We start from the raw sequence: 19,216 nt of genomic DNA, 5'->3' as shown, positions 1-19,216 counted from the left end.
TGTCTTGCGTGATACATCGACCTGAAACATCGGGTTGATTATGGATTCAGAGCGGTACTTGCGATTCTTTGGCAGCCCCCCCCAGGCCTGGTCCCAGCCCTGCCGAAACGTCCGGCCGCCCGTGGTGGCTTGTGTAATACATCGACCTGAAACATCGGGTTGATTATGGATTCAGAGCGGTACTTGCGATTCTTTGGCAGCCCCCCCAGGCCTGGTCCCAGCCCTCCCGAAACGTCCGGCCGACCGAGGTGGCTTGTGTAATACATCGACCTGAAACATCGGGTTGATTATGGATTCAGAGCGGTACTTGCGATTCTTTGGCAGCCCCCCAGGCCTGGTGCCAGCCCTCCCGAAACGTCCGGCCGCCCGTGGTGTCTTGTGTAATACATCGACCTGAAAAGATCGGGTCGATTATGGATTCGGTACGGTACTTTCAGGTCGATGTGGCTCTTGAACAACCCTCAGTCGGTCCCCTCTCCCTCGGGAGAGGGTTAGGGTGAGGGGCTGTTCTTTGCAGCAAACTCCCGGCAAGCTCGGTCGTACCCTATTCACGGAACGGTTGGGAGGCTTCAGATGGTGCAGTTGTGTTCGATCGAACAGGCAGTGGATGACGTTTTGGCACGCTTGCCGGCGCATATTCACATGGGCCTGCCGCTAGGGCTGGGCAAACCCAACCACTTCGTCAACGCGCTGTACCGGCGTATTGCGCAGTTGCCCGAGCGGCGGCTGACGGTCTACACCGCGCTGTGCCTGGGCCGGCCTGCCTTGGGCGATGGCTTACAGAAGCGCTTCCTGGAACCCTTCGTAGAAGAGGTTTTCGGCGATTATCCGGAACTGGATTTTCTCGCCGATCTGCAGCAGGACAAGTTGCCGCACAACGTTCACATCCAGCAGTTTTTCATGCAGCCCGGCAGCCTGCTCAATAGCGCAACGGCGCAGCAGGATTACGTCAGCAGCAACTACAGCCATGCCGCCCGGGATATCAACGCCGCCGGCTTGAATCTGGTGGCGCAACTGGTGGCCAGCCACGACGAGCATCCTGATCGCTTGAGCCTGAGCTGCAACCCGGACATCACCCTCGACCTGTTGCCGATGATCGCCAGGCGCCGCGCTGGCGGCGAAACCATTCTGATGGTGGGCCAGGTGCACAACGATTTGCCCTACATGCATGGGGATGCGCAAGTCGGTATCGACACCTTCGACCTGCTGATCGACGAGAAGGACAACAGCACACTTTTCTCCACGCCGAACATGCCGGTGGGTTTCCAGGACCATTTCATCGGCCTGCACGCCAGTGCACTGGTGCGCGACGGCGGCACGCTGCAGATCGGCATCGGCTCCATGGGCGATGCCCTGACGGCAGCGCTGTTGGCGAGACAGGCCGACAACGGTGGTTACAAGGCTTTGCTGGAGGATGTAGACCTCGGCCTGTGGGCGCAGCTCATTGCCCGTGAAGGCGGTGTCGATCCCTTTGTCAGGGGCTTGTACGGTTGCAGCGAAATGTTCGTCAACGGCCTGCTGGTGCTGGCTGAGGCCGGTATCGTGAGGCGCAAGGTTTACCCGGACGTCGCGACCCAGCAGCAGGCGAATGCCGGTACGCTGGACGAAGCCGCGCAGGCTGACGGTATTTCGGTGCATGGCGGTTTCTTCCTCGGCCCGCGCACTTTCTATGAGCGCTTGCGCGAGATGCCGCAGAGCAAGCGCCTGGAATTCAACATGACCCGCATCAGCTACATCAACGAGCTTCACGGCCAGGAAGAACTCAAGCGCTTGCAACGTCTCGATGCGCGGTTCATCAACACCGCGTTCACCGTGACCCTCCTCGGTGCTGGCGTAGCGGATCAGCTGGAGGACGGGCGTGTACTCAGTGGTGTTGGCGGACAGTACAACTTCGTGGTTCAGGGCCATGCGCTGGAAGGTGCACGGTCAGTGTTGCTGCTGCGTAGCTGGCGCGAATCAGGCGGGGAGGTCAGTTCGAACATCGTCTGGGAATACGGTCACTGCACGATACCCCGGCACCTGCGCGACATCGTGGTCACCGAGTACGGCATCGCCGATCTGCGCGGCAAGACCGATGCGGCGGTGATCGAAGCGTTGCTCAATATCAGCGATTCGCGGTTTCAGCCCGGGTTGATCGAGCAGGCGCAGAAGGTCGGCAAGTTGCCGAAGAATTTCCTTCTTGATCCACGGTTCACCGAGAACAACCCACAGCGTTTGCAGGCGATTCAGGCGCGGCATCCGCATCTGTTTGCGGAATATCCATTGGGGTGCGATTTCACCGGGGTAGAGCGGGATTTGTTGCGGGCGCTGAACTGGTTGAAGAGCAAGTTCAAACTGAGCGAAGTGCTGGAGCTGGGCAAGGCAGCGCTGGATGCGCCGCAGGCATCGTTGTATCCAGAGCATTTGGCGCGGATGCAACTGAGCAGTCCGGAGGGGTTGAAGGAAGATTTGTATCAGCGGTTGCTGCTGGCCGGCCTGAAAGCAACCGAGCAATAACAGACAACCCAAAACAACTGTGGGAGCGGGCTTGCTCGCGAATGCGGTGTACCTGTCAATAAATCTATCGACTGACACACCGCATTCGCGAGCAAGCCCGCTCCCACAGGAGGTAGACGGTGTGACTTAGTCGATAAAGGTCACGACACCACCGGCCAGCGATTGCACACGCGCCAATGACTCAACGCGATAACCCTGCGAATCCAGCTCGGCACGGCCGCCCTGGAACGATTTTTCGATTACGATCCCCAGGCCTGCCACTGTCGCACCGGCTTGCTTGATGATCGAAATCAGCGCCTGGGACGCCTTGCCGTTGGCCAAAAAGTCATCAATGATCAGCACGCGGTCGCTGCTGGTCAGGTGACGCGGGGAGATGGCCACAGTGCTTTCAGTCTTCTTGGTGAACGAGTAAACGGTCGCCGACAGCAGATTTTCGGTCAGGGTCAGGGACTGTTGCTTGCGCGCGAAGATCACCGGTACGCCAAGGTTCAGGCCGGTCATGATCGCTGGTGCGATGCCCGAGGCCTCGATGGTGACGATTTTGGTGATACCCGAATCCTTGAACAGCGTGGCGAATTCGTCGCCGATCAGCTTCATCAGGGCCGGGTCGATCTGGTGGTTCAAAAAGGCGTCGACCTTCAGGACCTGGTCGGAAAGCACGATGCCCTCTTCGCGAATTTTCTTGTGCAGTGCTTCCATGAAGCTTGTCCTCATTTGGCGTGTTTTACGCCGAAGGTCTAATTAAAAGTGGTCAATTCTAACGCTTTAACATCGCGCGTATATCCGCCAATGCGCTATTGCCACGTACGGCTTTGACTTCGGTCGGGGTGTCGTCGTTGCCTTCCCAGGCCAGATCGTCCGGTGGCAGCTCATCAAGGAAGCGGCTGGGTGCGCAATCAATGATCTCGCCGTACTGCTTGCGCTTGGCGGCAAAGGTGAAGGCCAGGGTCTGGCGCGCGCGGGTAATGCCCACGTAGGCCAGGCGGCGTTCCTCTTCGATGGTGTCGGCTTCGATGCTGGAGCGGTGCGGGAGAATTTCCTCTTCCATGCCCATGATGAACACGTAGGGGAATTCCAGGCCCTTGGAGGCGTGCAAGGTCATCATTTGCACGCCTTCGGCGCCGTCTTCCTCTTCCTGCTGACGCTCCAGCATGTCGCGCAATACAAGCTTGCCGATGGCGTCTTCGACGGTCATTTCGCCGTCTTCGTCTTTCTCCAGAGTGTTCTTCAACGCCTCGATCAGGAACCAGACGTTACCCATGCGGTAATCGGCAGCCTTGTCACTGGAGCTGTTGGTGCGCAGCCAGTTCTCATAGTCGATGTCCATGACCATGCTGCGCAGCGCCGAGATCGGGTCTTCGCCGGCGCACTGCTCGCGGACCTTGTCCATGAAGCGCTTGAAGCGTGACAGGCGATCGGTGAAGCGGCTGTCCAGATGCTCGCCCAGGCCGATTTCGTCGGTGGCGGCGTACATCGAGATTTTGCGCTCGGTGGCGTAGTTGCCCAGTTTTTCCAGCGTCGTCGAACCGATCTCGCGGCGCGGCACGTTGATCACCCGCAGGAAAGCGTTGTCATCGTCAGGGTTCACGATCAGGCGGAAGTAGGCCATCAGGTCTTTCACTTCCTGGCGACCGAAGAAGCTGTTGCCGCCGGACAGGCGATACGGCACCTGGTGATGCTGCAGCTTCAGTTCGATCAACTTGGCCTGGTAGTTGCCGCGATAGAGGATCGCGAAATCGCTGTAAGGGCGGTCGGTACGCAAATGCAGGCTGAGGATTTCCACGGCCACGCGCTCGGCTTCGGCATCTTCGTTGCGGCAGCGGATCACGCGGATCTCGTCACCGTGGCCCATTTCACTCCACAGCTGCTTTTCGAATTCGTGGGGGTTGTTCGAGATCAGCACGTTGGCGCAGCGCAGGATGCGGCTGGTGGAGCGGTAGTTCTGCTCCAGCATCACCACTTTCAGGGACGGGTAGTCGTCCTTGAGCAGCATCAGGTTTTCCGGACGGGCACCGCGCCAGGCGTAGATCGACTGGTCGTCGTCACCCACCACGGTGAACTGGTTGCGTTTGCCGATGAGCATTTTCACCAGCAAATACTGGCTGGCGTTGGTGTCCTGGTATTCGTCCACCAGCAGATAGCGCACCTTGTTTTGCCACTTCTCCAGAATGTCGGCGTGCTCTTCGAACAGCTTTACCGGCAGCAGGATCAGGTCGTCGAAGTCCACCGCGTTGAACGCCTTGAGTGTGCGCTGGTAGTGGGTGTAGACGATGGCGGCGGTCTGTTCCTTGGGGTTGCGCGCGTTTTCCAGGGCCTGGGGCGGCAGGATCAGGTCGTTTTTCCAGGCGCCGATCATGTTCTTGATCTCGTCGACGCCGTCGTCGCCCGAGTATTCCTTCTGCATGATGTCGGTCATCAGGGCCTTGACGTCGGTCTCGTCGAAGATCGAGAAACCGGGTTTGTAGCCCAGCCGCACGTGTTCCTTGCGGATGATGTTCAGGCCCAGATTGTGGAAGGTGCACACCGTCAGCCCGCGTCCTTCGCCGGCGCGCAACAAGGTGCCGACCCGTTCCTTCATCTCGCGGGCGGCCTTGTTGGTGAAGGTCATGGCGACGATGTACTGGGCGCGAATGCCGCAGTTCTGGATCAGGTGCGCAATCTTGCGCGTGATCACGCTGGTCTTGCCGGAGCCTGCACCGGCGAGCACCAATAGAGGGCCGCCGACGTAGTTCACGGCTTCTTGCTGCCGGGGATTGAGTCGGGACATAGCTAAATTCAGGAGTCAGTCACGAAATGGGCCGGCATTTTAACAGGCTCAGCGAATTGTGCTGCTCTGTCCGACTTGTGACGTAGAACGCGATCTATATTTGCCGGTTTTGATACTTTCACGCAGGATGCGCAACGAAATCACGGCGAGTGTCTCGTGACTCAAAATAAAAAGACCTGACTTTTGATAACTGATGCCATTGGTCATTGGTTATGGGCGCGGCATAATGCCTGCCGCCTACATCATTGCAGAGTCTAGGGAGCTAGCTTGTCTACGCCTGTCGAACCCTTGCGTTTGCTGTTACTGGCCGAAGAGCCAGCGTGGGCAGCGTTGTTGCGCGAGTGTCTGGCTCCGATGGGGAGCTCGGCGGTGCTCATCAGCGCGCCGAGCTGGGAATCGGTCAGCAGTCTGTTCGATGACAACCGCAACGCGGTGTTATTGACCATCCCGCAACTTCAACCGGCACCAGGCCGTTGCAGTCTGCCAGTGGTATTGCTGCTCGATCACGAGCCGCCGAACCCGCCTGATGGTGTAAGTGACTGGCTGGTACGCGACCATCTGGATCCTGGCATGTTGCGCCGTTGCCTGCGCCATGTGCGTGAGCGGGGCGTGCTGGAAACCACCCTGCAACGCCTGGCCGAACAAGACCCGTTGACCGGTATCGCCAACCGTCAGGGATTCCAGACTTTGCTCACGGCGCGACTGGCGGAAAGCGACGGTCGTGGCCTGGCCCTCGGTCACCTTGACCTCGACAATTTCCGTCACGCCAACGATGCCCTCGGCCACCAGGCCGGTGATCGCCTGATCCTGCAAGTGGTCGCGCGGCTTAAAAGTCAGCTGGAGGCTGGCGATCAGCTGGCGCGGTTGGGCAGTGACGAATTCGCCCTGCTGATCGACACTCGCCGTGCTCCCCAGCGCGCCGAATGGATGGCCGAACGCATCAGCGAAGCGTTGGCCGAGCCGTATTGGGTCGACGGCGAAAGCCTGTTGATCGGCTCCAGCCTGGGCATTGCCTATGCCCGGGCCCAGGCTGGCGCGGACCCGTTGATGTGGCATGCGCACATTGCCATGCAACAGGCCAAGAGCACTCAGGGCTGCACCTTTCATATTTTCAACGAACGCATCAACCGCAATGCCCGCAGCATCGCCGACCTCGAAACCGAACTGCGCCGGGCGTTGCGCCGCGACGAGCTGGAATTGCATTACCAGCCACGGTTGAACCTCGAGGACGGGCAGATCGTCGGCCTCGAAGCCCTGGTGCGCTGGCGCCATGCCGAGCGGGGCTTGCTGCCACCGAGCGAATTCGTGCCGCTGGCCGAGCAGAGCGGCTTGATCGTACCGCTGGGTTACTGGGTTATTTCCCGTGCCCTGCGCGATATGCAGGCCTTGCGCGAGCGCGGTTTGCCGGCTTTGCACATGGCGATCAATCTGTCGTTCCGGCAATTTCAGGACAGCCAGTTGCTATCGACCCTCAGCCGCCTTATTGCCGAGCGCGGTGTGGAGGCGCAGTGGCTGGAGTTCGAACTGACCGAAACCGCGGTCATGCGCCGCAGCGATCTGGTCAAGCAGACGATGGACGCCCTCGGGCGCCTGGGTGTGCGCTTCTCCCTCGACGACTTTGGTACCGGATTCTCGTCATTCGTGCACCTCAACAGCCTGCCGATCACTTTGCTGAAGATCGACAAGAGCTTTGTCGGCGGCATGGAGCAGCGAGAAGAGAACCGCAAACTGGTGCACGCGATGATCAATCTGGCGCACAACCTCAACCTCGAGGTGGTCGCCGAAGGTGTAGAGACGCCGGAGCAGCTGGAATTGTTACGCGGCTTTGACTGTGATCAGGTGCAGGGTTATCTGATCAGCAAGCCGTTGCCGTTGGCGGAATTGGTGGAGTATCTGACATTCGGCAGCAATCAGCAGCCGGCTTTGGAGTTCGTGATTTAGTCGCCATCAAATGTGGGGATGAGCTTTGTGGCGAGGGGGCTTGCCCCCGTTGGGCTGCACAGCGCCCCAATTTTACGACTGCTGCGCAGCCGAGCTCGCCACAGTATTTGCTCCCACAAGGGCATCTTATTCGCTTCGAATGGCCTCGAAGTGCGGATGTACCGACTCCCGGCGAATCATCCGCTTCATCTTCCACTCAAACGCCAGCGTCAGGCTCACCGCCGCGAACGCAAGACCCAGCGCCAATCCCCACCAGACACCTGTTGGCCCCCAATGCAGGTGGAACGCCATCCACCACGCCGCCGGCGCGCCAATCAGCCAGTAGCAACCCAGTCCGACCAGGAAAGTGGTCCGGGCGTCCTTGAGGCCGCGGATGCAGCCCATGGCGATGGTTTGCGTACCGTCGAACAGTTCGAACCATGCAGCCACTGCCAGCAGGCTCACAGCGAGGTTGATGACGTCGCGGAACGCCGGATCGTTCTGATCGAGAAACAGACCTACCAGCTGGTTCGGCAGCAGCCAGAAAACCATGGCGAAACACAACATCGCCGCTGCACCAAAGGCGAGACCGACCCGGCCGGCCAAGCGTGCGTCGAGCAATTGCCCGGCGCCGTAATGCTGGCCGATGCGCATGGTGATCGCGTAGGAAAGCCCCGCCGGTACCATGAACGCCACCGAAACGATTTGCAGGGCTATCTGGTGCGCGCCCAATTGCGTACTGCCCATGGTGCCCATGCACAGCGCGGCGAAGGCAAACAAGCCGACCTCCACGGCATAGGTACCCCCAATCGGCAGCCCCAGGCGCCACAGTTCTTTCAGATACTGGCGGTTGAGTCGCGACAGGCCTTGACGCAGCGGGTAGGCGTCGTAAGCCGGATGCCGGCCAATGTGCAGTGCCAGCGCCACGGCCATCAGGTTGGCGACAATTGCCGTGACCAGGCCAATACCCATCAGCCCCAGTTTCGGCAAACCGAACATCCCGGTGATCAATGCATAGTTGAGCAGGAAGTTGGCCACCGTACCGGCCAGGCTGATGACCATCACCGGCGTTGCCCGGCCGATGGCGCTGGTGAACCCGCGCAGGGCCATGAAGCTCAGGTAGCCGGGCAGGGCGAACGGCAGAAAAATCAGAAACTGGCCGGCCGACTGGACGTTGCTTTCGGTCTGGCCGAACAACAGCAGCACCGGTTTCAGGTTCCATAACAGCACGCCCGCTACGAGCGCCATCAGCCAGGCCAGCCACAAGCCGGCCTGGGTCAGCCGTGCGGCGCCGGCGGTATCACCCGCACCCTGACGGATGGACACAAGCGTGCCGACCGCAGCGATGACGCCGATACAGAAAAACGCCACGAACGAGTAACTCGCTGCACCCAGGCTGCCGCCCGCGAGCGCTTCCGGGCTCAGGCGCGCCATCATCAACGTATCGGTGAGGACCATCAGCATGTGCGCCAACTGCGAGGCAATCAACGGCCCCGCCAGCCGCAGGATGGCCCGGAGTTCTATACGTGCCGGATGCTGCATGGTCATCACGCCCGATTCTCGAAGTGAACAGGAAAACGTCGATTCTCGGCGCTCTGCGGGGTTTGCACAAAGGGATAAAAAGGATGGATGGCATGAGTCAAACTCATGCTGGTAAAGTTTCTGCCAGTGCGCCGAACCCCGCTGCAGGAGCTTTCCCGATGTCCCGTCGTCTTCCTCCCTTGTATGCCCTGCGCGCATTCGAAGCCGCGGCTCGGCACAGTTCGTTTACCCGTGCGGGCGAAGAACTGTCGATTACCCAAAGTGCGGTCAGTCGGCATATTCGTACGCTCGAGGAGCATTTTGCCTGTCGGCTGTTTCATCGCAGCGGACGCAACTTGCAATTAACCGAATCGGCGCGGCTGATCCTGCCGGGCATTCGCGAAGGCTTCACCGCCCTGGAGCGGGCCTGCAATAGCTTGCGCGCCGAAGACGACATCCTGCGCATGAAAGCTCCGTCGACCCTGACTATGCGCTGGTTGTTGGCGCGGCTCAGTCGGTTTCGGCACTTGCGACCGGGGAACGAGGTGCAATTGACCAGCGCCTGGATGGACATTGATACCGTGGACTTCAACCACGAACCCTTCGACTGTGCCGTCATCCTCAGCAATGGGCATTTTCCACCGGATTGGGAGGCAACTTTCCTGTTCCCCGAAGAGCTGATCCCGGTGGGTGCGCCGAATCTTCTGAAGGACCAACCATGGGGCGTCGCGCGCCTGGCCAGTACCGAGTTGCTGCACCCGACGCCGGACCGCCGTGACTGGCGCAACTGGCTAGAGCGCATGGGCCTGACCGATCAGGTCTCGCTCAAGGGAGGGCAGGTGTTCGACACGCTGGAGCTGGGCATGATTGCAGCCGCCCGTGGCTACGGGGTGTCCATGGGCGATTTGCTGATGGTGGCAGAGGATGTCGCGCAGGGACGTCTGAGTTTGCCGTGGCCGACAGCCGTCGCCAGCGGTGAGAATTATTACCTGGTCTGGCCGAAAACCCGTCCCGGAGGTGAACGTTTGCGCCGGCTCAGCGATTTCCTCTTGGGAGAGGTACGGGCGATGGAGTTACCGGCGGTCGAGCACCTGAGCTGAATCATCGTTGGCAAGCCACGCTCCCACAGGTTAAGTGTCGTTCCGCCCTTTTTGTGAATGACACAAACCCTGTGGGAGCGTGGCTTGCCCGCGATGGGCTCACCTCAATTGCGGAGCAGTCGCCACGCTAATTGCACTTGGTATTGCTGGAGACTTCCTTGCTCGCCTGTTTCAATTGGTTAGCCAGTTCAGCCGCATTGGTGCTGTTGTAAACCCGGCCACCGGTGTTTTCAGCGATGCAGCGTGAAGGGCCGCCAGCACCGATTTTCACTACGTTGACCCGCAGGCGCGGTTGTTCCCTGGCGATTCGACGGGATACTGCGCAAACGTCCTGCCCGCAACCGTCTTCTCCGTCGACAAACATCACGATAACCGCATCGTTATTGCGCCCGTCGACGGTACTCGCCGCGTGAGCCAGGCTGTCGGCCAGAGGTGTGCCGTCGTCGGGAGCCAGACCTCGAATCCCGTTGATCAGCCGCGGGCGGTCGCCGAACCTGAACACACCCCGGTCCGGTGTTCTTTCACAGCCGGCGAAGGTGATCAGGCGTGTATCGATTTTCGGGTCCAGCCCGTTGATCATGCCGGCCAGCGAGTCCTTGGCGACGTCCATGCGGCTGGGTTTGGCGGTGAGCCGCATGGTGCGGTCCGGATCCAGGAGCTTGTTGAGGTCATTACCACCGAAGTACCAGTCCTCGTCGGCTTTCACTGACTTGATGTTCAAGTTCATCGAACCTGAGGTGTCGAGCACCACCACGAATTGCGGGACCTCTGCGGGCGGCGCATTTTTACGGCAGGCGAAGTTGTCCAGCGTCGGGACCGGTGGCGGTGGAGGTGGAGGTGGCGGGGCAGCCACTACCGGTTTTGGTGGTGGAACCGGCTTGGGTTCCGGTGCCGGTTTGGGTGGCGGTACCGGCTTGGGTTCCGGTACCGGTTCTGGCGCGGGTTCAGGTACCGGAGCAGGTTTCGGTTCAGGTTCCACGACAGGCTCGGGGACCGGCTCAACCGGTTTCTCAACTGGTTTCTCAGCCGGCGTCACCACCGGCGCCGCAGGCGCAACCGGCGGAACCACGACAACCGGCTCACGATGCAGGAACCACCAGAGCCAGAGCGCCAGAAGCAACAACAGCAGCGCGAGCAAGGCCGCTGCGATCCACCAGCCACGACGCGATGGCGGCACGATCGGCGCCACCGGAATCACCGGCGGCACGATCGGTTTGGGCGGGCGCAGGTTCCAGCGCACCACCAAAGGCTCACCGTTGAGGCTGTAGAGTTTGTCCAGCTCAGGCGCGCCGAGCAGGCTGCGCAGGTCATCCGCTTCCGTCGGTTGACCGCGTTTTTGCAGTTCGTCCGCCAGCTGTCCAAGGGACGTCTGGCGCACTTCATAGGTTTCCAGCAAACGTCGTTGCGCGTCCTCGTTGAGGTCGGCATAGGGCGTGGGTTGGCCACCCAGTTCGGTCCACCATTCCAGTACGTCACCGCTGCCCATCCTCGGGATAGCAAACAGACTGGCGACGGTCGGCGGAAAGTGTTTCTGGATAAGGGCGACTTTGGCTTGCAGCGCACTCATCCCCTCCGATGTGGCTTGCGCATCCCTGATGACCCGCTGCATGACGACGATTCCTGAAAAAGTGCAGGCATCCGTCGGGATGCCCTGCGGGGTAAAAAGTTACTCTTCGTAGCCAAGGCTGAATTGCAGCTGATTGACCTTCTTCTGCAGCGTCTTGAGCTCTTGCTGCTTGGCCGCCAGAGTTGCTGGCGTTGATTGGGTCATTGGCGCTGCTTGCGAAGCCTTGAGCTGCTTCTCGAGGTCGGCAATCTGCTTCTGCACGTGGGCTTCATTGCCACGCCGGGCCTTGAGCGAGGCCAGCAGTTGCGTCAGTGACTGATTCAGCGCGTTCTGGGATTTCTGCTGGCTGGCCAGATCGGTCTTGGTGCTGAGTTGCTGGGCCTGAATGTTCTGGTACACCTGATGGAACATTGCGTTTTGCTGGCGGGACTCGCTCAGGGCCAGTTCCTTCTGTTTGACCTGTTCGCTGTAACCGCCGGAGTAGTCGCAGTTCATCTTGGTCAGCATGCTGCTGTCGCGATTGGTCGCATCGCACTCGCCAGGCGTGGTCGCGCAACCGCTCAGGACCAGAACGGCAGTGATGATCACCAGTTGTTGTAGCGTCATGTCTTTAACCCAGAGTGATTGCGGAGCGTTGGCTGTACAGAGCGTCGACTTCCTTCTGGAGGGTGACGACTTTCTGGTTCATTTTCTGAATGTTCATGTCCACCTGCCTGATCTCGGCGCTGGTGGCTTGTGAGCGCTCGGCGTCTGCCACTTTGCTGTACTCGGTGACTTTGGTACGCATGTTGGCCAGGTCTTTACGCAGGCGCGCGATGTCCGAATCGATCCCGGCGATTTGCGCCTGAGCCTTGGAATGGTCGACTCTCTTTCTGGCGATGTCCTTTTTGATCTGGGCGATTTGCGCCTGGTCGTCATTGATCACTTGCTGAGCGGTCGCGGTACGGGCGATCACCTTTTGCGTGTCTTGTTCGACGTCGCGGTTCATCTTCGCCAAACGAGTGGTGGTGTCGGCGTATTCGGCACGACGTTGATCCAGGTAATAGTTCGCGCCCATGGCCACGCCGCACGCGGTAATACCGGCGGCGACGACGCACACGGTTTTGTTGTTGCTGTTGGACAGTGCGCAAGCGAGGATGGCGACACCGGCGCCGACGGCGCAGGCCTGGTATCCGGACTTGCTGAAGAATTCTGCGTCATTACCCTGGGTCAGGCGCGGATCGGCACCGTCGCCTTCGCCGAGCATGGAGCTGCCGGTGTTGGCACAACCGGTCATTAACAGGCTGCCGGCGACCACGAAAGCGATCTGTAGCTTGAAGCGAGTCAAAAGGCTGCGCGACATGGTGAAAACTCCTGGGTAACGGTGTTGACGCATTGTTATTGAGTGACGGTTTTGCAGCTGTTCAGCCAGGCTTGAGTATCGATTTTCTGCTTTTGCAGGAACGCCTTCTGATTGGCCCAGTGGGTGCGCAAGTAAGGTTTGAGGTCCTGCAGCTGTTTGTTGCGGCTGATGATTTCTTCCATTACCGGGACTTGCGTTTCAAGCAGTGGCTGGCCGTACAAGGTAGCTGATTCCACCAGGCTGCTGGCGTAGTAACGGCTGAGTTTGTGCAGGCGATCCTTTTGCTCGTCGAGCTTGGTTTTGCGCATGTCGCAACTGGCGTCCTTGTCCGTGCCTTCGCAATTGAGCTTGTAGTTCTTTTGCAGGAAGTCCACATATTGACCATCGTCGAGCATCTTGGTGCACAGGAACGCGCCCAGGTTGAGGCTGGCGCGAATCGCCTGGTCGCGGGTTTCTTCCTGCTGCTGGTTGCTGGCGCGCAGCTGGTTTTCCAGGGCCTGGAGCTTTTCTTTGAGCGCTTTGTCTTCGACGCCCGAGGCGAGGCTGTTCAGGGATTGCACGGTGCCTTTGTCGGCGGATTCAGCTTCTTTGCTGCCTGTACCGAGTTTCTTCCAGCTGCTTTCGATGCTGGCGACCCGTTCGCGAGAGGTGAGGGTCGGGGAGACCAGCACCAGTCGCAAGCCGGTGGTCTTGTTTTTCACCTGACCTTCGGCGTTGTAATACGGCTCTTCCTGACGCAATGCCGTACGCAGGTCGGCCTGGGCGGTCAGGTAGTTGCCGCCACGAACGACGTAGCCGCCGGCCTGACCGTGCTGGCGGTCGAGTTTATTGAGGCGAAACGGCTCGAACATCATTTCGTCGACGTTACCGAGAATGTCATGCAGGCCCAGCGGATTGGGCTTTTGCAGTCCGCTCAATTGTACTTTGCCGTTGGACGATTGCGCCCCGGCGAACCACTCGTAGGCGTTGATGCCTTCCGGCATCGGGTAGTGCGTGTCGCGGAATTCAGCGGCACTGACTTCAAGCCCGCCGCGCGCGGCGAACTCCCATTCGACCTCGGTCGGCAGGCGCAGGAAGCCTTGCGTGCCGTCTTCTTTGGGCAGCTTGCCGGCGGCGTTTTTGCGCAGCCACAGGTTGTATTTGTCGGCGACGTCGATGGCTTGCACCCAGCTCACCGCCGTTTGCGGCAAGCGCATCTTGGTGGCGGCGGTGGGGCAGGTGGCTTCGGTCAGCGCGGCGTATTGCAACTGACTCATCTCGTACTTGGCCATCAGGTAGTAGCGGGATTTGTCGCTTTTGGCCCCGGTAAAACTGCCGGCGATAAAGGTCGGACGGGTCTGTTCGACGTAGCCGTATTCCGCGCCGTCCTGACCGATATTGATCGGATAGTCGTCGAGCGGTCCGGCGACCGGAATGAACACCTTGCGAAACACCATCGAGCCTTCGCAAGGCATCGGCAGCACGACGTCGCCAGCCTCGGGCATGGGGTTGTAATACTTCTCTTCCCAGCCTGCCGCCGAGGCGTCGAGCACGTAGCCGAGGGTCAGGGGTAACAGCAAGCCAAAACGTTTATAGCTCACGCAGACTCTCCGCAGGTTGGATGTTGATCGCTCGCAGGGCGCCAATCATGGCCACCAATGCAGCGACCAAAAAGGTCAGGAGCAGGGCGGCCAGGCCATGCCAAACAGTAATGTGGCAAACGAAGGTACCGGTGGCGCGACTGCTGCCGAGCAAGTAGTCGAACAAATGACTGCCCACGGCATAAAACCCCAGTCCGCCAACGTAGCCGGCAAAGCTCAGCACCAGCGCTTGCAGGACCACGAAACCGCCGACGGCGCTGCGCTTGAAACCCAGCAGGCGCAGGACCGCCAGGCTTTTGCGTTTACGGTCGATGTTGGCCAGGAACGCACCGACCATCGACGCCACGCAACCGATCAGCGCTGCCATGGCGATCACGCCGAAAATCAGCCCCAGCACATGGTTGATGGCTTTGACGTTATCGATGTCAGCCAGCCGGCTGGACGTTTCGATGTGTTGTTCGTTGAGCCAGTGTTCCAGCGGTGCGACCTGATCGATGTCGCGCGCATAGACGCGGGCGCGGGCATACAGTGGTTGTAGATTACCCTGAGGCTTGCCGGTGGTCACACCGAACCCGATGACCTGATAACCGTCGCGAAAGCGTTCCAGATCCAGCAGCAGCGGCGGGGCGACAAACCCGGCCGCGCGACCGAAGCGGGCAGCGTCGAGCACGGCCAGTACCGTCAGCGTCATCTCGCCGCGTTCATTGACCCCATCCAGGCGACGCAAGGCGCGCAGCTGCACGCTGTCGCCGGCCTTGGCCTGCAAGCGTTGTGCTGCACTGGCGCTGAGGATCACTTGATTGCCGACGGGGTTAAGTGACGCCAGGTTCAGTAGTGGGTCGCCCGGCTCGGTGGCGATGATTTCCGCACCTTCGACAAACCGCTGCATGCCGATCAGCAGGTCAGCCTGGGTATTGAGCGAGCGGGTCTGGCCAAGGGCAAAACCGGTCTCGGGTCGCTGGCGCAAACGCTCGATCCAGGCCGTGTCGTAGTTGCCATTGCTGAGCATCTTCACTTCAAGGTTGCGCGGGTCGCGCAGGAGTTCGTCCTGCAACTGGCTGACCACCCCGTGTTTGAGCCCGAACAGCAGCAACAAAGGCGCAATCACCGCCACCAGGGAGGCGGCGATGCACAGCGAGACCTTGCGGTCGTGCCAGAGGTCTTGCAGCGCCAGTGAGCCCAGCAGGTGCAAGCGATCAGTCCATCGGTTCAAACAGAGTCTCTCCCTGGCGGCTGATAGCGCCGAGTCGCGGCAAGCCGAAAGCCTTCAGCAAGGCCCAGTCATGGGACACAACGAGTGCGCTCAAACCCATGCTCGACACCAGGCTCAGGAGCAACTCGAACAAACGCCGGGCGCTGTGAGGGTCGAGCGCGGCGGTCGGCTCGTCGGCCAACAGCAGCAGTGGTTCATGGGCAATCGCGCGAACGCAGGCCACGCGCTGGCGTTCGCCGATCGACAAGGCCTGAGGTTGTTTATCCAGCAACCCTTGCAGGCGCAACACGTCAACGGCGTGGTCGATGTGTTCGCTCTTCGCCGACATCCCGAGCAAACGTCGCGGCAGGCTGATGTTGTCGCGCACACTCAGGAACGGCAGCAAGCCGCCGCTCTGCAAAATGAAGCCCAAGTGCCGTGAACGTACCGCTGCGAGCGCCGGTTGGTCGTCAGTCGCCAGCAGGTGCGCGATATCCTGAGCGGGCGTCGGGCCCAGCCGAAAGCGCTCGAGTTCCACTGGCGCGAGCAACAGGCCGATGGCTTCGAGCAATGTGCTTTTGCCGCTGCCGCTCTCGCCGGTGATGGCGAGGATTTCTCCGGCACCGACCTGCAAATGCGGCAGGCGTACGTGATGGGCCAGCGCGCCTTCACCACGGCGCACCAGCAGGTTCTTGATATCGAGCATCAGCGTCTCGTTAAGGCATCATTTCGAGTGGCACGGGGTACACGTTGTCCCGCGCATCGCTGTCCTTGGCTAAAGCCACCCAACGGTCGACATCGGCGTTGTAACGCTGGTAATGCCGCAGTTTGGTGTTCAGCGTGCGGATGAATTTCTCTTGCGCCAGACCGTCCCAGCTCTTCCAGGTCTCTTCATCCAGGTTCAGCACTTCACTCTGATAGGGCAGGTCTTCGAGGTATTCACCGAGCACGCCCATGTCCGCCAGTTTGGCGTTGCTGTTCTGTTTGAGCTGATTGGGATCGGCGCCCATGGTCGCCGCCACTGTGCGCAGGCGATCGAACATTTCCGTGGGTGAAATCAGGCCTTCGTTGGCGGCATCGAGGATTTTTTTCATCACGTCGCTCAAATCGCTGAGCTGCGACTTGGTCAGCAGCACCCGCACATCGGTGGTCGGGATGTTCTGCTTGATCAGGTCGCGGTCTGTGATCCAAGCCTTGAACACTGGCGGGGCTTTGCTGTTGGTCTTCTCGCCGAGATAGGCGAGCTGCATGGCGTGGCCGATCAGCGCCGCGTCTTCGAGCATTTTCTTCTCGGCCGGGTCCTGCTTGGCGTTCGCCGCGCTGCCGATGGCGTCTTCGCCCATGTAGGCGGCTTTCACTTGTGTCGTGATCGCCCCGGCCAGAGCGTCAACCTTGCGCCCGAATTCCTGCACATCGCCCGCATTCACCGGGTAGTACAGCGAGGTATTGGTGCCCGGGTAAGTCGACAGGTTCCTGTATTGCGCTTCAGCCTTGGCGTGGTCCTTGGCTCCGGCCGGGGTTTTCAGGTGCAGGGTGTAAATCGCCACACCCGGGTTGGAAGCTTCGATACGCACCTGCGCGGCGCTCAAGCCGGTCTTCGACAGTTTGTCGTCGCCTTCGATGGCTCCAGCGTCGGTGATCAGCACCACGTAGCGCGCGCCGAATTGGCTCCATTCGACCTTTTCGATGCTTTCCATGACGCCGGCAAACGAGTCTTCATCGAAGCTGCTGCTCGACACGGTAGCCTGTTTGAGGTCGGCGATCTTGGCGAAAAAGTCGGCGCTGTCTTTCACCTTGGTAGGGTCGGCGTACATCTTGGTGGTGTATTCCAGCCCCGGCACCGCCTGGGTGTTGGAGCGGAAAGCTACCATGCCGAACTTGACCTGCTTGCCGAGATTCTGCGCTTCGATCTTCTGGTAAACCTTGCGGATCGCCTCGCGGGTGCGGTCGATGTAGGGATCCATCGAAATCGTCGAGTCGATGACAAATACCACGGCCGCACTGAATTCCTTCAACTGGTTGGCCTTTTTGTCTTCGGCTTCCTTGCCACCGGCCGCGCTGGTTGCAGCACCGCCCTTGGCGTTCTTGTCATCCAGCTTGCTGACGGAGGCGACGTTGAGCAGGCGCGTGCGGAAACCGCTTTCGGTCATGACTTCTTCGCCACTGAGCACCGGCAGCAGGTAGAACTGCTTTTGCAGGTCGACGAAGTATTCCGGTTCTTCAGCCAGTACGCCTGGTGCCTGTTGGCCCTTTTTCAACGCGGCCCGCAACGGCGCGACTTTGCTGACCGGGTCCGGTGCATCAAGAATGCCTTCGACGGTGGCGCGGTCCTTGAAGAACAGCAGCCGGTCGCGGTTGGCCGGGTTGGTGAAGGCCAGCGTCAGTTGCATCTTCCAGTCGGTGGTACAGCTGGCGGGCAGCCAGCCAATGGTTTTGCCGTAGCTGTCAGGGCCGACTTTCAGCCACTCGGCGTTGTTCGCCTGGGCGCGCTCGTACACATAAAAGCGGCTGAAGACTGGTTGTGGGTCGCCTGCCGCCCCGCCCGCCGTCGGGCCGATTTTGCAGCCCGGAGTGGTCAGCACGCGTTGGAACAGGGTCTTTTTACCGGCCTGGATCAGCGGTTTGTCTTCGGCCTGGGACAGCGGGCTGATGCACAGCGCGAGCAAGGCGGCACCGCTCAACAGGAATCGACTCAGGGGTGAACGCATCACTTCTGCAACTCCTCGAAGCGCTGCTTGGCTTCGGCGTTGTTCGGGTCCTGGGTGAGGATGGTTTCATACCAGTAGGCGGCGGTGGCGTTGTCCGCAGCCGGGAAGCACTCGCTGGCCTTCAGGTATTTTGGGTCGTATTCGCGGGCATAGGCGTTGGCGATCAACGTGTCACCGGCCTGGGCACGGTTGGCGTACAGGCGCTGGGCGACGCCGCAGTGCTTGCCAGCCTTGGCCTGGTTGATGATCTCCAGCAACTTGGCGCTGTCGGGTGCTGCCTTGATGCAGGTTTGGACGAAGGTCAGTTCGGGCAGGCTGTTCATGCTGTCGAGGGTGCACGCCTGGGCATCGGCGCCGGCGGGTGCGGCGGCAGTGGCTGCAACAGCAGGGGCCGGGGTGCGTTTGTAGAACCAGAATCCGGCGCCCGCTGCCAGCAGCAGCACCACAATCAACAGGCCGATCAGGCCTTTGTTGCTTTTCTTCGCCGGTGGGGGAGGCGGTGTGTAGTCGGTCTCGGTGAGCACCGACTCCAACTCCACGTCAGGCTCGGCGGTGGACAAGACCAGTTCAGGCATGTCCGGGATTTCCGGGATGTCCTGCGCCGGTACGCTCGGCGCTGTCAGTTCAGCCCCGCCATAGGTCGAGCGCGTCTGGCCGCCGGCCATGGACGGCAGCACGCCAATGCCTGGGCGAACCACGCCTTTGTCGGCATGACCATGGTTCTGTTCACGCAGTTCGATCTGGAATTGCGCGTTGGCGCCGCCTTCCAGCAGCGGGTCGACCACATTCGGGCCGATCTGCGTTTCCAGGGCTTCGCCGTTGGCCGTGAAGTTGAAACGCGAGACCTTGAACCAGAATGGATTGTTGCTCCAGGCCTTATGGTCCTGGAGGTAAAAACCGTCCTGGTTACGCTGAAGGGAAAATTCCAGCTGTTCCTCGCCACCCTGCCATTTCTTCACAGTAAGGCGGGCCTGGCCAGGCAGATTGGGCTCTAACGCGAGCAGGTCGACACGAATGGGCATT

The 19,216-nt window shown here is 60.3% G+C and carries 14 protein-coding genes; 3 read left to right on the top strand and 11 right to left on the bottom strand.

Annotated elements, in window-relative coordinates:
• Positions 1–573: 573 nt before the first annotated feature.
• Positions 574–2,496: an acetyl-CoA hydrolase/transferase C-terminal domain-containing protein gene (locus ASE98_RS17325; RefSeq protein WP_060542557.1), complete on the top strand. Its 1,923-nt coding sequence runs from the start codon at positions 574–576 to the stop codon at positions 2,494–2,496.
• Between the two features lie 126 nt (positions 2,497–2,622).
• Here ASE98_RS17325 and ASE98_RS17320 read toward each other — a convergent pair whose 3' ends face one another.
• Positions 2,623–3,195: a xanthine phosphoribosyltransferase gene (locus ASE98_RS17320; protein WP_060542556.1), complete on the bottom strand. Its 573-nt coding sequence runs from the start codon at positions 3,193–3,195 to the stop codon at positions 2,623–2,625.
• 58 nt (positions 3,196–3,253) lie between these two features.
• Positions 3,254–5,263, bottom strand: coding sequence for a DNA helicase Rep (gene rep, locus ASE98_RS17315; RefSeq protein ID WP_060542555.1), 2,010 nt, complete (start codon positions 5,261–5,263; stop codon positions 3,254–3,256).
• A gap of 267 nt (positions 5,264–5,530) precedes the next feature.
• Here rep and ASE98_RS17310 point away from each other — a divergent pair, with 267 nt between their 5' ends.
• Complete coding sequence (locus ASE98_RS17310; RefSeq protein WP_060542554.1) at positions 5,531–7,204, top strand: putative bifunctional diguanylate cyclase/phosphodiesterase; 1,674 nt, start codon at positions 5,531–5,533, stop codon at positions 7,202–7,204.
• A 126-nt stretch (positions 7,205–7,330) separates the two neighbouring features.
• On the opposite strand, the gene ASE98_RS17305 is transcribed toward ASE98_RS17310, so the two are convergent.
• The gene (locus ASE98_RS17305; protein WP_060542931.1) at positions 7,331–8,725 is read right to left on the bottom strand and encodes a NorM family multidrug efflux MATE transporter; all 1,395 of its coding nucleotides are present in this window, start codon (positions 8,723–8,725) and stop codon (positions 7,331–7,333) included.
• A gap of 158 nt (positions 8,726–8,883) precedes the next feature.
• On the opposite strand from ASE98_RS17305, the gene ASE98_RS17300 reads away from it, so the two are divergent.
• Positions 8,884–9,804, top strand: coding sequence for a LysR substrate-binding domain-containing protein (locus tag ASE98_RS17300; protein WP_060542553.1), 921 nt, complete (start codon positions 8,884–8,886; stop codon positions 9,802–9,804).
• A gap of 127 nt (positions 9,805–9,931) precedes the next feature.
• Here ASE98_RS17300 and ASE98_RS17295 read toward each other — a convergent pair whose 3' ends face one another.
• Genes ASE98_RS17295 through ASE98_RS17260 form a run of 8 tightly spaced genes read right to left on the bottom strand, consistent with a single transcriptional unit; the run spans position 9,932 to position 19,215 of the window.
• Complete coding sequence (locus ASE98_RS17295; RefSeq protein WP_060542552.1) at positions 9,932–11,413, bottom strand: vWA domain-containing protein; 1,482 nt, start codon at positions 11,411–11,413, stop codon at positions 9,932–9,934.
• 57 nt (positions 11,414–11,470) lie between these two features.
• The gene (locus tag ASE98_RS17290) at positions 11,471–11,977 is read right to left on the bottom strand and encodes a hypothetical protein (protein WP_060542551.1); all 507 of its coding nucleotides are present in this window, start codon (positions 11,975–11,977) and stop codon (positions 11,471–11,473) included.
• Between the two features lie 4 nt (positions 11,978–11,981).
• Entirely contained in the window at positions 11,982–12,713 is a 732-nt protein-coding gene (locus ASE98_RS17285) for a hypothetical protein (protein WP_060542550.1), read from the bottom strand.
• Positions 12,714–12,748: 35 nt separating this feature from the next.
• On the bottom strand, positions 12,749–14,293 hold the full coding sequence (locus tag ASE98_RS17280; protein ID WP_060542549.1) for an SUMF1/EgtB/PvdO family nonheme iron enzyme: 1,545 nt from the start codon (positions 14,291–14,293) through the stop codon (positions 12,749–12,751).
• Entirely contained in the window at positions 14,283–15,506 is a 1,224-nt protein-coding gene (locus ASE98_RS17275) for an ABC transporter permease (RefSeq protein WP_060542548.1), read from the bottom strand. Before ASE98_RS17275 ends, ASE98_RS17280 begins: the two co-directional genes overlap by 11 nt.
• A complete protein-coding gene (locus tag ASE98_RS17270; RefSeq protein ID WP_060542547.1) occupies positions 15,490–16,191 on the bottom strand; it encodes an ABC transporter ATP-binding protein in 702 nt (233 codons plus the stop codon). The genes ASE98_RS17275 and ASE98_RS17270 overlap by 17 nt, the downstream gene beginning before the upstream one ends.
• Before the next feature lie 10 nt (positions 16,192–16,201).
• A complete protein-coding gene (locus ASE98_RS17265; RefSeq protein ID WP_060542546.1) occupies positions 16,202–18,193 on the bottom strand; it encodes a vWA domain-containing protein in 1,992 nt (663 codons plus the stop codon).
• The gene (locus tag ASE98_RS17260; RefSeq protein ID WP_060542545.1) at positions 18,193–19,215 is read right to left on the bottom strand and encodes a hypothetical protein; all 1,023 of its coding nucleotides are present in this window, start codon (positions 19,213–19,215) and stop codon (positions 18,193–18,195) included. Before ASE98_RS17260 ends, ASE98_RS17265 begins: the two co-directional genes overlap by 1 nt.
• Position 19,216: the final 1 nt, after the last annotated feature.

Source organism: Pseudomonas sp. Leaf48, assembly GCF_001421885.1.
Taxonomy (GTDB): domain Bacteria; phylum Pseudomonadota; class Gammaproteobacteria; order Pseudomonadales; family Pseudomonadaceae; genus Aquipseudomonas.
Note: the sequence above shows the minus strand (reverse complement) of the source record. Positions and strands in the feature narration are given on the sequence as shown.

Excerpts from the sequence above, each read along its gene's own strand:
- rep (WP_060542555.1), bottom strand. The coding sequence starts at position 5,263 with ATGTCCCGACTCAATCCCCGGCAGCAAGAAGCCGTGAACTACGTCGGC.
- ASE98_RS17270 (WP_060542547.1), bottom strand. The coding sequence starts at position 16,191 with ATGCTCGATATCAAGAACCTGCTGGTGCGCCGTGGTGAAGGCGCGCTG.
- ASE98_RS17295 (WP_060542552.1), bottom strand. The coding sequence starts at position 11,413 with ATGCAGCGGGTCATCAGGGATGCGCAAGCCACATCGGAGGGGATGAGT.
- ASE98_RS17320 (WP_060542556.1), bottom strand. The coding sequence starts at position 3,195 with ATGGAAGCACTGCACAAGAAAATTCGCGAAGAGGGCATCGTGCTTTCC.
- ASE98_RS17260 (WP_060542545.1), bottom strand. The coding sequence starts at position 19,215 with ATGCCCATTCGTGTCGACCTGCTCGCGTTAGAGCCCAATCTGCCTGGC.
- ASE98_RS17290 (WP_060542551.1), bottom strand. The coding sequence starts at position 11,977 with ATGACGCTACAACAACTGGTGATCATCACTGCCGTTCTGGTCCTGAGC.
- ASE98_RS17300 (WP_060542553.1), top strand. The coding sequence starts at position 8,884 with ATGTCCCGTCGTCTTCCTCCCTTGTATGCCCTGCGCGCATTCGAAGCC.
- ASE98_RS17285 (WP_060542550.1), bottom strand. The coding sequence starts at position 12,713 with ATGTCGCGCAGCCTTTTGACTCGCTTCAAGCTACAGATCGCTTTCGTG.
- ASE98_RS17265 (WP_060542546.1), bottom strand. The coding sequence starts at position 18,193 with ATGCGTTCACCCCTGAGTCGATTCCTGTTGAGCGGTGCCGCCTTGCTC.
- ASE98_RS17305 (WP_060542931.1), bottom strand. The coding sequence starts at position 8,725 with ATGCAGCATCCGGCACGTATAGAACTCCGGGCCATCCTGCGGCTGGCG.
- ASE98_RS17325 (WP_060542557.1), top strand. The coding sequence starts at position 574 with ATGGTGCAGTTGTGTTCGATCGAACAGGCAGTGGATGACGTTTTGGCA.